We start from the raw sequence: 13,345 nt of genomic DNA on the forward strand, positions 1-13,345 counted from the left end.
GGAGCGACAGCAAAACCAGCAGTGATGGATTCACAGTGACTACGCCAGATCCGGCCCGGGCGGCTTCGGGTGCGGTCGTTGCTGGGCGCTATGCGGGGGCACCGGTCGTACCGATCCGCTCATGGAACGGCGCTCAGCCCCGTTTCGGGGACCGGATCTTTCGCAAATTGGCGGAGTCCTCGGGGGTACTAATCGCCGTCGTGGTCGTTGCGATCGGCGGCTTCCTGCTGTTGCGTGCGGCACCGGCGTTCAAGCGCAATCAAGAGGACTTCTTCACCTACCGCGGCAACTGGGTCACGACCAACACCTCGACGATGCACTTCGGCATCCTCGATCTGCTGCAGGTGACGGTGTTCGTCTCGGTGTTCGCCTTGATCCTGGCCATGCCGGTCGCGCTGGGCGTCGCCATCTTCCTCACCCAGTACGCACCGCGGCGGCTCGCCGGGCCGTTGGCTTACACCGTCGATCTGCTGGCCGCGGTTCCCTCGATCATCTACGGCGCCTGGGGCCTCTATGTACTGGCCCCGCAACTGGAACCGGTCGCGACCTGGCTGAATCAGAACCTGGGCTGGTGCTTCCTGTTCGCCGACGGCACGGCGTCGGTGGCCGGTGGCGGCACCCTCTTCACCGGCGGCATCGTGCTGGCCGTGATGATCCTGCCGTTCATCACCGCGGTCACCCGCGAGGTTTTCGTGCAGACACCACACGAGCAGGTCGAGGCCGCGCTGGCGCTCGGCGCCACCCGCTGGGAGGTGGTCAAGACGACGGTGCTGCCGTTCGGGCGGTCCGGGTACGTCAGCGGCGCGATGCTGGGTCTGGGCCGCGCCCTGGGTGAAACGGTTGCACTGCTGATCATTTTGCGCGGCACTCAAAAGGCGTTCGGTTGGTCGCTATTCGATGGTGGCTCGACCTTCGCGACCAAGATCGCGGCCACCGCATGGGAATTCGACGACCGATACAAGGCCGGCGCCTATATCGCAGCCGGGCTGGTGCTTTTCGTGCTGACCTTTGTGGTCGACGCGGTGGCGCGCGGTGCGGTTGCCGGAACCAGGAGGGGCAGGCGATGACTTCGATCTTCGACCGCCCCCTCAAAGCGCGCCGGCTGTCCGGACTCGGCAGGCGTCGCCGGATCTCGAACATCGTTGCGACCGTATTGGTCTCGCTATCGATGCTGATTGCGCTGACGCCATTGATGTGGATGCTCATCGAGGTTGTCGCCAAGGGGTTCAAGGCGATCGCGTCCAGCTCGTGGTGGACGCATTCCCAAGCGGGTACCACGGCTTTCGTCGCCGGGGGAGGTGCTTACCACGCGATTGTCGGCACCGTTCTGCAGGGTTTGGTGTCCGCCGCGATCTCCGTCCCGATCGGCGTCATGCTCGCGGTTTATCTGGTCGAGTACTCCGGTGGTACCCGACTTGGGCGTGTGGCGACGTTCATGGTGGACATCCTGTCCGGCGTGCCTTCAATCGTTGCGGCATTGTTCATCTACGCGTTATGTGTGGCTACGCTTGGTTTCCCCCGTTCGGGGTTCGCGGTGTCGTTGTCGTTGGCGCTGTTGATGCTGCCGGTGATCGAGCGGTCAACCGAGGAGATGCTGCGGATTGTTCCGACAGAGCTCCGCGAGGCGAGTTATGCCTTGGGAGTGCCGAAGTGGAAAACCATTGTCAGGGTGGTGATTCCGACGGGGTTGTCGGGCATCGTCACAGGGATCATGCTGGCGCTGGCCAGGGTGATGGGCGAGACGGCTCCGCTGTTGATTCTGGTCGGTTATTCACAAGCGATGAACTTCGACATCTTCAAGGGGTTCATGGGGACGCTGCCTGGCATGATGTTCAACCAGACAGCGGCGGGCGCGGGCGTCAACCCGGTCCCCACGGATCGGCTGTGGGGCGCAGGGTTGACACTGATCCTGATGATCGCCGTGATTAACGTCGGAGCCAGGGTGGCCTCGATGATGTTTGCTCCCAAAAAGTCCTAGGGAGGAGTGCTGGGTGGCAAAGCGTTTGGATCTCAAAGACGTCAACATCTACTACGGATCGTTTCAGGCGGTCGCCGAGGTGACGCTGTCGATTCTGCCGCGGAGCGTGACGGCATTCATCGGTGCCTCTGGCTGCGGTAAGACGACCGTGCTGCGGACACTGAACCGAATGCATGAGGTCATCCCGGGCGCGCGGGTCGAGGGCACTGTGTTGCTCGATGACGAAAACATCTATGCCTCCGGTATTGACCCAGTCGGCGTGCGCCGAGCCATCGGCATGGTGTTCCAAAGACCAAACCCGTTCCCCGCCATGTCTATTCGTGACAACGTGGTTGCCGGCCTGAAGCTGCAAGGGGTGCGTAATCGCACACTGCTCGACGACGTCGCCGAGCACTCACTGCGCGGGGCCAACCTGTGGGATGAGGTCAAGGATCGGCTGAACCGGCCCGGTGGCGGGCTTTCGGGCGGGCAGCAGCAGCGGTTGTGCATCGCGCGGGCGATCGCCGTGCAGCCCGATGTGTTGCTAATGGACGAGCCGTGCTCGGCGCTGGACCCGATCTCGACGATGGCGATCGAGGAACTGATCAGCGAGCTCAAACAGGACTACACCATCGTCATCGTCACGCACAACATGCAGCAGGCCGCTCGCGTCAGCGATCACACGGCGTTTTTCAACCTGGAAGCAGCGGGGAAACCGGGCCGGCTCATTGAGATCGACGATACCGAGAAGATCTTTTCCAATCCGTCTCAGAAGGCCACCGAGGACTACATCTCCGGTCGCTTCGGCTAGCTTGCGGCGACCGGGGGCGTCGCTTCGTCTTCGGGCAATTTACCCGTCGCCTGGAAGATGACCCGTCTGGCCACCTCGACCGCGTGGTCGGCAAAGCGTTCGTAGAAACGGCCCAGCAGCGTCACGTCGACGGCCGCGGCCACGCCGTGCCTCCATTCGCGGTCCATCAGCACCGAGAACAAGTGCCGGTGCAGATCGTCCATCGCGTCGTCTTCTTCGCGTATCCGGGCCGCTTTTTCCGGGTCGCGGGACAACACAACCTCTTGCGCGCCGTTGCCTAATTCGACTGCGACTCTGCCCATTTCGGCGAAGTACCCGTTGACTTCCTCGGGCAATGTGTGCTGAGGGTGGCGCCGGCGGGCGATCTTGGCAACGTGCAGCGCGAGCGCGCCCATCCGGTCGATGTCGGCCACCATTTGGATGGCACTCACAATGGACCGCAGGTCGTAGGCCACCGGCGCCTGCAGTGCCAGCAGGACGAAGGCGCTCTCCTCGGCCTCGGCGCTCAGAGTCGCGATCTGTTCGTGGCCGGAGATCACCTGTTCGGCGAGGACGAGATCGGCCTGCAGGAGTGCCTGGGTCGCTTGCTCCATGGCTACCCCTGCCAGTCCGCACATCTCGCCAAGGCGCTCGGACAATTCCGAGAGTTGCTCGTGGTAGGCGGTCCGCATGCTGCCAAGCCTACTTACTCGGCGTCGGAAACGGCGGCCTACGTCAGCGAATTATGGTTATTCACAGGTGGTATCGGCGGCGTTAGTCACCGTCAGATCGTCCGGCAATTTGGTTGGCGTGCTGCCCGGACTGCGGTCGATCTGGACGCTGAGCGACGAGCCGCTGGGTGCGGGAGCGGTAACCGCCTTGAAGTCGGGACCCAGCACCACCTGGACGACCTGACCGTAGCCGGAAACCCGCGCAACCTTCGAATTAGCGAACGCCGAGGCAACCGTCGCGGCCGCCTGCTCGTTGCCGGGCGAGACGAACACAGTCGTGGAGGTCAGCGAACTCGGATAGTCATCGGGCGACATGACGTTGAACCCGTTGCGCTTGAGCGCGGTGGTGGCGGTCGCGGCAAGCCCGCTCTGTGCGGTCGCGTTGGACACCCGCACGGTGACTTCGTCGGGCGAGGTTGTTGTCACCTGCTCGCGTCGCGCTTCGGGAGTCGTGCTGGGCGGCGGTGCTTTCTTGGTCGTGGGCGCGGTTGTCGGCCCCGAGGTTGGCGTCGTCCCCAGGCTCGCGGCGTTCTGGTCGTTCTCCTCAGGCAGTGGATCGTCGTTGATGATCGCGTTGAAAAGCGCCTTCATGTCGGACGTGCGCGGCGGCTCATCGCCGTTCTGATCTGTCACACCGGTGGGCACCGTGACGAACGTAAAGTGACCGGCCGCCATGCCCTGCAGCGACTGCCCCAGCTGAACAAGGTCTTTGGTGCCGACATTGTCCACCCGGCTATTGCTGATGAACATGTTGACGACGTTGTTGAGCTTGTTCAGGTCGGTCAAAGTGTCTTCGGAAATCAGCGAACGCAGCAGCGACGACAAGAACAACTGCTGGCGCTTGATGCGGCCGTAGTCGCCGTTGAACTCCGTGGTGACCTGCCGGGCCCGTACGTAGTTCAGCGCCGTCGGGCCATCAATGAGCTGGCGTCCCGAATGTTCGAGGACGGTACCGAGTTCGTAGTCGTGCAGCGGTGTCTTGCTGCACACCTCGACACCGCCGAGTGCCTCGACCATCTTCGCGAAGCCGGAGAAGTCGACGGCGATGAACCGGTTGATGCTCAGGCCGGACAGCTTCTGGATTTCCTTCACCAGACATTTCGGACCGCCGAAGGAGAATGCCGAGTTCAGTTTGGTTTCGGTGTAGATATTCTTGGAACCCCAGGTCTTTGTCTTCTCGTCGTAGAGGGGTCCGTACTTACCGGTATCGGGATTCCAGGCTTCGCACTGCATCGGGGTGATCGCCAGGTCGCGGGGGAACGAGACCGCCACCACGCGTTTGCGGTTCGCCGGGATGTTCACCAGCATCACGGTGTCCGACCGTGCGCCGCCGGCGTCCTCGGTGTCGCCCGCGCCCATGTCGGCGTTGGCGCCGGAGCGGGAGTCCATACCGACGATCAGGAAGTCTTCATCGCCGTACTGACCGCTGGGGTCGACGATGTCGCCGGAGTTCGGGTCGAGCGCGTTAACGATGTTGAGCCGGTGGTTCTTCGACGCGCTCCACTGCCATGCGCCCCCGGTCAGGGCCAACGCCAGCCCGGCAAACAGTGCGGTCAGCGATCGAAGTGCCAGCAGTATCGGCCGACGGCGGGACTTGAGCTTCGGCGCCAGGCTTGCCGGAGATTTCGGTCGGCGGGCCTGCTCCGGTTTGACCGGGTGTGATGTACTCGCTTCCTCGGCCGGGAGTTCGGACTCGGAGTCGTCGCCGTTCGGGTAGTTCGTGAGCTCGAGGTCGGGAATCTCCGAGACGACGTCGAGTGAGTAGGCCGGGGTATCGATGACCTGGGTGTCCTGCTGGTCGACGAACCACTCCGGATCGGGTTCGGCGGGTTCATCGTCGAGGGCCGCGCGGCGATGACGGGTTCCGGTGGCGCCGGTGCCGACCTTGGCGATCAGGTCGGCGACGCTGACCGCGCCGGAGGAATGGTTTCCGCTGCTGGCGGAGCTGCGGGGTGGGGGTTCGACGGCCTCGGCAAAGAGCTCCGCGGGTGTTTCTGGGTGGGTCTGGTGACGGGGCTCGATCTGCCAACGGTGGATGCTACCGTCGGCGGGTGATTCGGAGAACCGCTCCCACGGTGCGGCGCTGCGTGCGACGGGAGGGGTCGGGGTGACCGGTTGGCGGTCGGGAGAGCGGCGGTGGCCAAAAGTGGCGTCTACCTCGCCGTCACTCATATTTCACCCGCCTCCGAAGCTCTGATGCCGCCGTCAGTGATGTCCGTGCGCCAATTCAGCACAGCGCCGCGCTGACAGCGCTGCAACTTCGCTACCCGTTGGGTCGCGCGTATTCAGTAGCCCCTGCGCAGCGGGACAACCAACCGCCGCTCAAGCGCAATCCAGCAAGGCCCACATCGTACTGACTTATCGCGTTGGGCGCGATTTCGAACGGGGTTCGCTCAGCCGCCGGAGTGCATGACATCGGCCCCCGCCGGCACCGTGCAGTCATCGGGGTCGTTCAGCCAGCCTTCGGGCAGGCTGACGCGGGCGGGCGAGCCCTGACGGCCACGCGGGCCGGCCGCCGCCTCCGGGAATGCGACGGTGCCGTCCAGCCTGCCCAGCAGCTCGTCGAGTTCATCGAGCGTCTTGACCAGAGCCAGTGCGCGCCGCAAATCCGATCCGGCCGGGAAGCCGTGCAGATACCAGGCGACGTGTTTGCGGATGTCGCGCATGCCCTTGTCCTCGCCGAAGTGGGCGGCGAGCAATGCGCCGTGCCGGCGCACGATGTCGGCGACCTCGCCCAAGGTTGGCGGAGTGGGGGCCGGGCTACCGGTGAATGCGGCCGACAGTTCGGCGAACAGCCAGGGCCGGCCCAGGCAGCCACGGCCGATCACCACGCCGTCGCATCCGGTGCTGGCCATCATGGTCAGCGCGTCGCTGGCGTCGTAGATGTCGCCGTTGCCGAGCACCGGAATGGTTTGTACCTGCTGCTTGAGCAGGGCGATCTGCTCCCAATCCGCGGTGCCGGAGTAACGCTGCGCCGCGGTGCGAGCATGCAGCGCGACCGCTGCCGCGCCTTCGGCTTCGGCGATGCGGCCGGCGTCCAGGTGCGTGTGGTGTTCGTCGTCGATGCCGATGCGGAATTTGACCGTCACCGGGATGTCAGTGCCTTTGGTGGCGCGCACCGCAGCTGCCACGATCTGGCCGAACAATCTGCGCTTGAACGGCAGCGCCGCGCCGCCGCCGCGCTTGGTGACCTTGGGCACCGGGCAGCCGAAGTTCATGTCGATGTGGTCGGCGAGGTTGTCGTCGGCGATCATCTTGGCCGCCGCGTAGGTGGTGCCGGGGTCGACGGTGTAGAGCTGCAGCGAGCGCGGCGATTCCTCGGGAGAGAACGTCGTCATGTGCATCGTGACGGGATGCCGCTCGACGAGGGCACGCGCGGTGACCATCTCGCAGACGTAGAGTCCGCTGACCGTGCCGACCCTGGCCAGCTCTAGTTCACGGCAGAGCGTCCGGAACGCGACGTTGGTTACGCCTGCCATCGGGGCCAGCACCACCGGGCTGGCGAGCGTGATCGGACCGATGCGCATGCAGTACTACCGGCGGCTCATCACCAGTTTGCCGGCGGTCTGGTGCAGCTCGTTTGCGGTGGTTCGCTTGCCGGTGCGGGTTTCCCGGTCGAGCTGGCGTTGCTTGGACACCTCGAACTTGTCGCAGGCCTCTTCGAGTTCTTTGATCAGCAGGGCAAGGTCGTCGCGCAGTGCGGCGGCTTCACCGGTGAAGTCCTCGCGCTCGAAGATGCGCCACTTCTTGAGTACCGGCATGACGACCTCTTCGAGGTGGATGCGGGGGTCGTAGACGCCGCCGACGGCGATGAACACGGCCTTGCGCCGGAACTCGGGCACCTGATAGCCGGGCATCTGGAAGTTGCGCAGGATCTTGTGCAGCGACTTCATCGCCTGATTGGGATGGATCTCGAACCCGGCCTCGCTGACGTCCCGGTAGAAGATCATGTGCAGGTTTTCGTCGGCGGAGATTTTGCCCAGCAGCTGGTCGGCGATCGTCTCGTTGCAGGCTTTACCCGTGTTGCGGTGCGAGATTCGGGTCGCGAGCTCCTGGAACGTGACATAGATGACCGAGTCGAAGAGGCTACTGGCGAACAGATCGGCTCGAACTTGGTGGTTCTGGCCCGGACTGAAGCCCCGGTTCACCACCTCGAGGCGCAACTTCTCCAATTCGACGGGGTCGACGGCGCGGGTCACCACAAGGTAGTCGCGCAGCGCGATCCCGTGCCGGTTCTCTTCGGCGGTCCAGCGGTTGACCCAGGTGCCCCAGGGACCGTCCAGGCTGAAGTTCATCGCGATCTCGCGGTGATAGGACGGCAGATTGTCCTCGGTTATCAGGTTCTGCACCATCGCCACCTGGGCGAGGTCGGAGAGCTTGCTCTGCTCGGGGTCCCAGTCCTGCCCGCCGAGCGCGTAGAAGTTCTTCCCGTCCGACCATGGGATGTAGTCGTGCGGGTTCCAGGGCTTGTGCATGGTCAGGTGTCGGTTCAGGTACTTCTCGACGACCGGCTCAAGCTCATGCAAAAGCTGCAGGTCGGTCATTTCGGCTGACATGACGCCCCCAGTTATCTGTGTCTAATGGTTGCAGTCAATATATCTGTGTCGGTCAGTAGCATCAAGTTCCCACTCGGGCGCGCCGGATCACAACTTGGCGTCGTGATGCTGGGTGGTGACGGCCGGGCGACCGATTGCTACTCGGATACCCCTTCCGGGGGCGGTACATACGGCGCGGCCGTGTTGAAAAGCATGTTGACGCAGTAATCGATGAATTGCTTGCGGGTAGCCCCGAGCTGTCTGTTCAAATACGCGGTGAACAGGCTCGTCAAGCCGCCGACCAGGCTGGTGGCAATCATCTTCTGCAGTACCGGATCGCCGATGTTGGACAGCTTTTTCTGCAGCAGATCGATGAAGCTGGGCATCCACTCCGCGCCCGACTGCGTAAGGATCGGCTCGACGGCTGGAGCCAGCAGCAGCACGCGCCCGCGTACCGGGTCGTCGACCATCAGCTCGACGAACTGCTCGACCGCTTCGCGAGGGGTGTCCGACGATGTGAGCGCCGTCATAGCCCGCGCGCAGACGTCGTCGTACACCGCACGCACGAATTCGTCACGGTCGGAAAAGCTCTCGTAGAAATACCGTTCGGTGAGCGCAGCCTTGCGGCAGACGGCACGCACGGTGAGCGCGGGTCCGCGCTCACTGCCCAATAACTGCACGCCAGCGGCGATGAGGTTGTCGCGGCGAAGGGCGTGACGACTTTCCAGGGGGACGCCTGACCAACGGCCCCGTCGTTGACCGGACTGCACATCGCTCCTAAGCTTTGGATTGATAACGTACGTAGTCAGAATTTCTGCTAGCTACAGGAAACCCAACAGTGACCAAACATACGTCCGAAGCCTGCCCACTGACCAGCGCCGAAGCTGGTAGCGACGCGACCACTGTCGGCGAGGTGGCAATTTCTCTCGATGGGCCAGACGGCGCCGCCAGCGGGTGTCCGGTGTCCCCGTCGGGATATGAGGCGCCGCCGGTCCCGCTCGGCCCGGATTCCCTGACGTGGCGGTACTTCGGCGATTGGCGTGGCATGTTGCAGGGTCCGTGGGCGGGCTCGATGCAGAATATGCACCCGCAACTGGGCGCGGCAGTTATCGACCACTCGACGTTCTTCCGGGAACGCTGGCCCCGACTGCTGCGATCGCTGTATCCGATCGGCGGAGTCGTCTTCGACCAAGACCGCGCGCCGGTCACTGGCGCCGAGGTGCGCGACTATCACGTCGACATCAAGGGTGTTGACGAACAGGGCCGCCGCTATCACGCGTTGAACCCCGACGTCTTTTACTGGGCGCACGCCACATTCTTTGTCGGCACAATCCATGTGGCCGAACGGTTTTGCGGCGGGCTGACCGAGGCGCAGAAACGTCAGCTGTTCGACGAGCACGTCGACTGGTACCGGATGTACGGCATGAGCATGCGCCCGGTGCCGGCATCCTGGGAGGAATTTCAGACCTACTGGGATCACATGTGCAGCAACGTGTTGGAGGACAATTGGGCCGCCCGCGCCGTCCTCGATCTGACTGAGCTCCCCAAACCTCCTTTCGCCCAATGGCTTCCGGATGGGTTGTGGGCGGCGCAACGAAAAATCGTGGCACCGCTCTTCGTCTGGTTCACCGTCGGTCTCTACGATCCACCAGTGCGGCAACTGATGGGCTACCAGTGGTCGCGCCGCGACGAATGGTTGCACCGGCGGTTGGGTGACTTCGTTCGTCTCGTCTTCGCTTGTGTGCCAGCACGATTCCGCAAGCACCCGCGGGGCAGGGCCGGTTTGGATCGGGCGTCCGGACGGATCCCGGTCGACGCGCCGCTCGTGCACACACCTGCGCGCAACCTGCCGCCGGCCGACGAGCGCGACAACCCAATGCATTACTGCCCCAAGGTTTCCTAGGACGCGACCTCAGTCCGCCGGGACGACCGTCGATTTGCGTTCGCCGCCGTTGTGCTCATTCCACAACCGGTAGACGTCCACCGCGGCGTCTTGGGGCTGGTATCGCATGGGCAGCCTTCACTGGTTCCAGCTCTTCGAGAACTCATCGTAAAACGTTGAGACCTCAAAGTATTTGCGGTCATCGAGGTAGTACTGCTCATAGGATTCGCGCTCGATCAAGAAGACGACTTCCTTGGGTGAGCAGTAGTAGAGCGAGCCCAAGCACATCGGACACGGATGGGCCATCACGTAAATGGTGGCGTCGATGAGGTGCTCGGTGCCCAGCTTCATGCACGCCTCTCGGATCGCCAGGATCTCGGCGTGGGCGGTCGGATCGTTGGTCTGGGCGACTTTGTTGGCGCTCTCGGCGAGCACTTCGCCGTCTTTGACGATCACCGTCGCGAACGGGCGGCCACCTTCGGCGACGTTTCGGCGGGCCAGGTCGATGGTCCGTTGGGCAAAATCGGTCACGGGTCCTCCGGCGCGTGAGCAGCTGATAATTCGGAGGGTAGTCCCGGCAGTTTCGGGCATCGGTGCTGTGGTATTAACTAGCTTATCTATGTTTGTTTGGAATTCGGAGTAGTGGAGGACCATGGCGCGCGCCGATAGCGATCGCTGGGATCTCGCGACGAGCGTCGGGGCGACGGCAACCATGATCGCCGCTCAGCGGGCGTTGTCCAACGACGAGAAGCTGATCGACGACCCGTATGCGGCGCCGTTGGTGCGGGCGGTCGGAATAGATGTGTACGTCCGGTTGGTCAATGGCGAGATTCCCGTCGGTGGGGATACCGAATTCGACCCCCGCCGGATGGCCGAGGGGATGGCGTGTCGCACCAGGTTCTACGACCAGTTCTTCCTGTCCGCCGCCCGCAGCGGCGTCACGCAGGCGGTGATTCTCGCCTCGGGTCTGGATGCACGTGCCTACCGCTTGCCGTGGCCGGCGGGCACCGTCGTTTACGAGGTCGACATGCCCGACGTGATCGAGTTCAAGACCTTGACCCTGGCCGATCTCGACGCGGACCCGACCGCCGAGCGGCGCACCGTCGCGATCGATCTGCGCGACGACTGGGCCACCGCGCTGGTGGCCGCGGGATTCGACCCGAAGGCGCCTTCGGTGTGGAGTGCGGAGGGCCTGCTGGTGTACCTCCCGGACGACGCTCAGGACGCGTTGTTCGACAACATCACCGAGCTCAGCGCTCCCGGCAGCCAGCTGGCCTTCGAATTCGTGCCCGACACAGCGATTTTCGCCGACCCCCGATGGCGTGCACACCACGACCGGATGAGCGAACTCGGCTTCGAAGTTGACTTCAACGACCTGGTCTACCACGGCCACCGCAGCCACCTCGTCGACCACATCAAGCAGCGTGGCTGGGAAGTGTCATCGCACACGGTCAAGGAGCTGCACGCGGCCAATGGATTTCACTACCCCGACGACGAGGTCGCGCAGGCCTTCGCCGATGTGACCTACAGCAGCGCGGTGCTCGCGCGATAGCAGTCGGCCTTAGCCGAGCAGGCTGTCCCTGAGGCGGTTGGTGAGTATTTCCTGGAACACTGCGCTAGCGGGTTCGTAGAGATTGTGAAAAGTCGCACGAACCGTGTCCCGGTCGTATTCGGGGATCGATGCGACCGGGGTCCAAAAGCTGTCGATGTCCAACTGGAAATACGGCCCCGGCTGCGCCGGCAGGGTCCGGCGCAGGTAGTAGTTGGGGTCTAGCGCTTGGCCGATGCCCGGCCCGTAGCGCACGATCATCGAGTTGCCCGGTTGCTCTTCGCGGTAGACGGCGGCACCCTGCCATTCGGTCAGGGCCAACCCGCCGGGTGCGATGCGCTGGGGCCCAAGCAGGGACTCCGCGATCCATTCAGCCCAGTCGACGCGACCGTCGGCATCCAACGGAACGCGGATCTCCAGGAGGTAGCGCAGACCGATGCGCTCCACCCCGACGATCGACGACACCTGTGAGCGCGCGTCGACGACGCGCATCGTGATGTCGGACAACTCCTCGAAGCTGTAGGGGGCGGTGGTCTCGATGACGATGGCTTGGCTTTTGATCGAGGCGGCCTGCGTGCCGTCGCGGTTGACGTAGCGGGCGAACTGCTCACCCCCCGCCGGAGCCGGGCTGCCCCCCGGGCCCACTCCCCAGGCCACGTCCTGGGCTTGGCGTTCGATGGGCAGGTCGTCGCTGAGGAGGTGTTTGAGCTCTCGGCTCGACTCCTCGGTGAGGGAGTCCGTTGCGGGGTGACGGATCTCCATCGTTACCAGGGCTGCGGGCGCGTTTTGCCAGGCCGGATCGACACTCACGTGGCGAAGCATAGCCAACGTCGCCCGGCAGGCCGTCCTAGTGGCATCCGCCCGCGATCTCGGACCTAGGCCGCCCTGCGCAGATGCCCCCAGCGTCCCTGGCACCTGCCGAGCCCTTGGCGCCAAACGAGCCCTGGTGCGGTGAATTCGGCCAGCAGACTAGCCTCGGCGGCGACCACGCTGACCCATCGCCGTGCAGTGCGGCAGACTAGGGCGGCGGCGATCTCCTGACTGCCTTCGATCTCGGCGACACCGCGCGCGGCCATGCGTCCACTGCACGGCGGGCACGCCAGACACGGATCTTGAGGAGAGCTCGCACCAGTGGATTGGGCAACGGTCGGCAAAGCGGCGGCAATATTCGCCGTAACCAATATCGACGACTTGGTGGTGCTGGCGGTCTTCTTCGGCCCGGCGTCGAGGACCCGATCGGGAGTTGCGCGCGTCATCGTTGGCCAGTACCTAGGCTTCGCGGCAATCCTGGCGGTATCGGTGATTGGCGCCTTCGGTGCGAATCTGCTGCCCGCGTCGGCAATTCCTTACCTTGGCCTCGTTCCGCTGCTGTTGGGTCTGCGAGCTGCACGGAGATTGTGGCGCGAGCGCGCGCAGGACGATCCCGCGGCTGAGGGATCCGCGCGTGGTGCGGGCGGCATGCAGGTAGCGGCGGTGACCTTCGCCAACGGTGGCGACAACATCAGTCTGTACGTGCCGGTGTTTGCGCTAGCTGATGTGCTTGGAGCGGCTACCTATATGGGGGTGTTCCTGCTCGGGGTTGGCCTGTGGTGTGTCGCCGGGTGGTTCTTCGCGACAAGACAGGCCGTCGCCGCGCTGCTGGCGCGGTGGAGCCACATCATCCTGCCCGTCGTTCTGATCGGGATCGGATCAACGATCCTGATTGAGGGTGGGGCCTTCGGCCTCTGACACACCCCACACGTCTGGTCTGTGCCCCCCGGTCTGTGCCCCCACTAGGACTCGAACCTAGGACCTGCGGATTAAAAGTCCGTAGCTCTACCAACTGAGCTATAGGGGCGGCGAACGTTCAGGATACTTGGGCTCCAAACGCGGCTCGAACGGCGCTCGTTTGAGGATTAGGC

The 13,345-nt window shown here is 64.0% G+C and carries 13 protein-coding genes, 1 tRNA gene and 1 pseudogene; 6 read left to right on the plus strand and 9 right to left on the minus strand.

Going from position 1 to position 13,345, the window contains the following annotated elements:
• Nucleotides 1-35 precede the first annotated feature (35 nt).
• The 3 genes from pstC to pstB are packed head-to-tail and all read left to right on the plus strand — an operon-like array spanning nt 36 to nt 2,768.
• Nucleotides 36-1,067 carry a phosphate ABC transporter permease subunit PstC gene (gene pstC, locus H7K34_RS12085; RefSeq protein ID WP_108920504.1) on the plus strand — a complete coding sequence of 344 codons (1,032 nt, stop codon included), beginning with the start codon at nt 36-38 and terminating at the stop codon, nt 1,065-1,067.
• Complete coding sequence (pstA, locus tag H7K34_RS12090) at nt 1,064-1,978, plus strand: phosphate ABC transporter permease PstA (protein WP_264062151.1); 915 nt, start codon at nt 1,064-1,066, stop codon at nt 1,976-1,978. Before pstC ends, pstA begins: the two co-directional genes overlap by 4 nt.
• A 13-nt stretch (nt 1,979-1,991) precedes the next feature.
• A complete protein-coding gene (gene pstB, locus H7K34_RS12095) occupies nt 1,992-2,768 on the plus strand; it encodes a phosphate ABC transporter ATP-binding protein PstB (RefSeq protein ID WP_108920506.1) in 777 nt (258 codons plus the stop codon).
• Here the strand turns inward: pstB and phoU are convergent.
• The 5 genes from phoU to H7K34_RS12120 all read right to left on the minus strand — a co-directional run bounded on the left by phoU (nt 2,765) and on the right by H7K34_RS12120 (nt 8,783).
• A complete protein-coding gene (gene phoU, locus H7K34_RS12100; protein ID WP_264062153.1) occupies nt 2,765-3,439 on the minus strand; it encodes a phosphate signaling complex protein PhoU in 675 nt (224 codons plus the stop codon). The genes pstB and phoU overlap by 4 nt on opposite strands.
• 57 nt (nt 3,440-3,496) lie before the next feature.
• Nucleotides 3,497-5,650, minus strand: a complete 2,154-nt coding sequence (locus H7K34_RS12105) for an LCP family protein (RefSeq protein WP_264062159.1) — start codon at nt 5,648-5,650, stop codon at nt 3,497-3,499.
• A 221-nt stretch (nt 5,651-5,871) separates the two neighbouring features.
• A complete protein-coding gene (gene dusB / locus H7K34_RS12110) occupies nt 5,872-7,005 on the minus strand; it encodes a tRNA dihydrouridine synthase DusB (protein ID WP_264062160.1) in 1,134 nt (377 codons plus the stop codon).
• Between the two features lie 6 nt (nt 7,006-7,011).
• Nucleotides 7,012-8,034, minus strand: coding sequence for an acyl-ACP desaturase (locus H7K34_RS12115; protein ID WP_264062161.1), 1,023 nt, complete (start codon nt 8,032-8,034; stop codon nt 7,012-7,014).
• A 137-nt stretch (nt 8,035-8,171) separates the two neighbouring features.
• A complete protein-coding gene (locus tag H7K34_RS12120) occupies nt 8,172-8,783 on the minus strand; it encodes a TetR/AcrR family transcriptional regulator (RefSeq protein WP_108920511.1) in 612 nt (203 codons plus the stop codon).
• A 68-nt stretch (nt 8,784-8,851) separates the two neighbouring features.
• Between H7K34_RS12120 and H7K34_RS12125 the strand changes: the two genes are divergently transcribed.
• Complete coding sequence (locus H7K34_RS12125; RefSeq protein ID WP_264062163.1) at nt 8,852-9,916, plus strand: oxygenase MpaB family protein; 1,065 nt, start codon at nt 8,852-8,854, stop codon at nt 9,914-9,916.
• A gap of 9 nt (nt 9,917-9,925) precedes the next feature.
• Here the strand turns inward: H7K34_RS12125 and H7K34_RS12130 are convergent.
• Nucleotides 9,926-10,486, minus strand: a pseudogene (locus tag H7K34_RS12130) (nucleoside deaminase).
• 61 nt (nt 10,487-10,547) lie between these two features.
• Here H7K34_RS12130 and H7K34_RS12135 point away from each other — a divergent pair.
• Nucleotides 10,548-11,447, plus strand: a complete 900-nt coding sequence (locus H7K34_RS12135) for a class I SAM-dependent methyltransferase (RefSeq protein ID WP_264062164.1) — start codon at nt 10,548-10,550, stop codon at nt 11,445-11,447.
• A gap of 9 nt (nt 11,448-11,456) precedes the next feature.
• Here H7K34_RS12135 and H7K34_RS12140 read toward each other — a convergent pair whose 3' ends face one another.
• Together H7K34_RS12140 and H7K34_RS12145 are read right to left on the minus strand one after the other, a co-directional pair.
• The gene (locus H7K34_RS12140; protein ID WP_372510744.1) at nt 11,457-12,266 is read right to left on the minus strand and encodes a TIGR04255 family protein; all 810 of its coding nucleotides are present in this window, start codon (nt 12,264-12,266) and stop codon (nt 11,457-11,459) included.
• A gap of 53 nt (nt 12,267-12,319) precedes the next feature.
• Complete coding sequence (locus H7K34_RS12145) at nt 12,320-12,520, minus strand: hypothetical protein (protein ID WP_264062166.1); 201 nt, start codon at nt 12,518-12,520, stop codon at nt 12,320-12,322.
• A gap of 55 nt (nt 12,521-12,575) precedes the next feature.
• Here H7K34_RS12145 and H7K34_RS12150 point away from each other — a divergent pair, with 55 nt between their 5' ends.
• Nucleotides 12,576-13,172, plus strand: a complete 597-nt coding sequence (locus H7K34_RS12150; protein ID WP_264062167.1) for a cadmium resistance transporter — start codon at nt 12,576-12,578, stop codon at nt 13,170-13,172.
• A 36-nt stretch (nt 13,173-13,208) separates the two neighbouring features.
• Here H7K34_RS12150 and H7K34_RS12155 read toward each other — a convergent pair.
• Nucleotides 13,209-13,281, minus strand: a tRNA-Lys gene (locus tag H7K34_RS12155).
• Nucleotides 13,282-13,345: the final 64 nt, after the last annotated feature.

This window comes from Mycobacterium montefiorense (assembly GCF_025823255.1).
Lineage (GTDB): Bacteria > Actinomycetota > Actinomycetes > Mycobacteriales > Mycobacteriaceae > Mycobacterium > Mycobacterium montefiorense.

Coding starts and splice junctions, on each gene's coding strand:
- H7K34_RS12145 (WP_264062166.1), bottom strand. CDS start 12,520: ATGGCCGCGCGCGGTGTCGCCGAGATCGAAGGCAGTCAGGAGATCGCC.
- H7K34_RS12115 (WP_264062161.1), bottom strand. CDS start 8,034: ATGTCAGCCGAAATGACCGACCTGCAGCTTTTGCATGAGCTTGAGCCG.
- phoU (WP_264062153.1), bottom strand. CDS start 3,439: ATGCGGACCGCCTACCACGAGCAACTCTCGGAATTGTCCGAGCGCCTT.
- H7K34_RS12140 (WP_372510744.1), bottom strand. CDS start 12,266: ATGCTTCGCCACGTGAGTGTCGATCCGGCCTGGCAAAACGCGCCCGCA.
- dusB (WP_264062160.1), bottom strand. CDS start 7,005: ATGCGCATCGGTCCGATCACGCTCGCCAGCCCGGTGGTGCTGGCCCCG.
- H7K34_RS12105 (WP_264062159.1), bottom strand. CDS start 5,650: ATGAGTGACGGCGAGGTAGACGCCACTTTTGGCCACCGCCGCTCTCCC.
- H7K34_RS12135 (WP_264062164.1), top strand. CDS start 10,548: ATGGCGCGCGCCGATAGCGATCGCTGGGATCTCGCGACGAGCGTCGGG.
- pstA (WP_264062151.1), top strand. CDS start 1,064: ATGACTTCGATCTTCGACCGCCCCCTCAAAGCGCGCCGGCTGTCCGGA.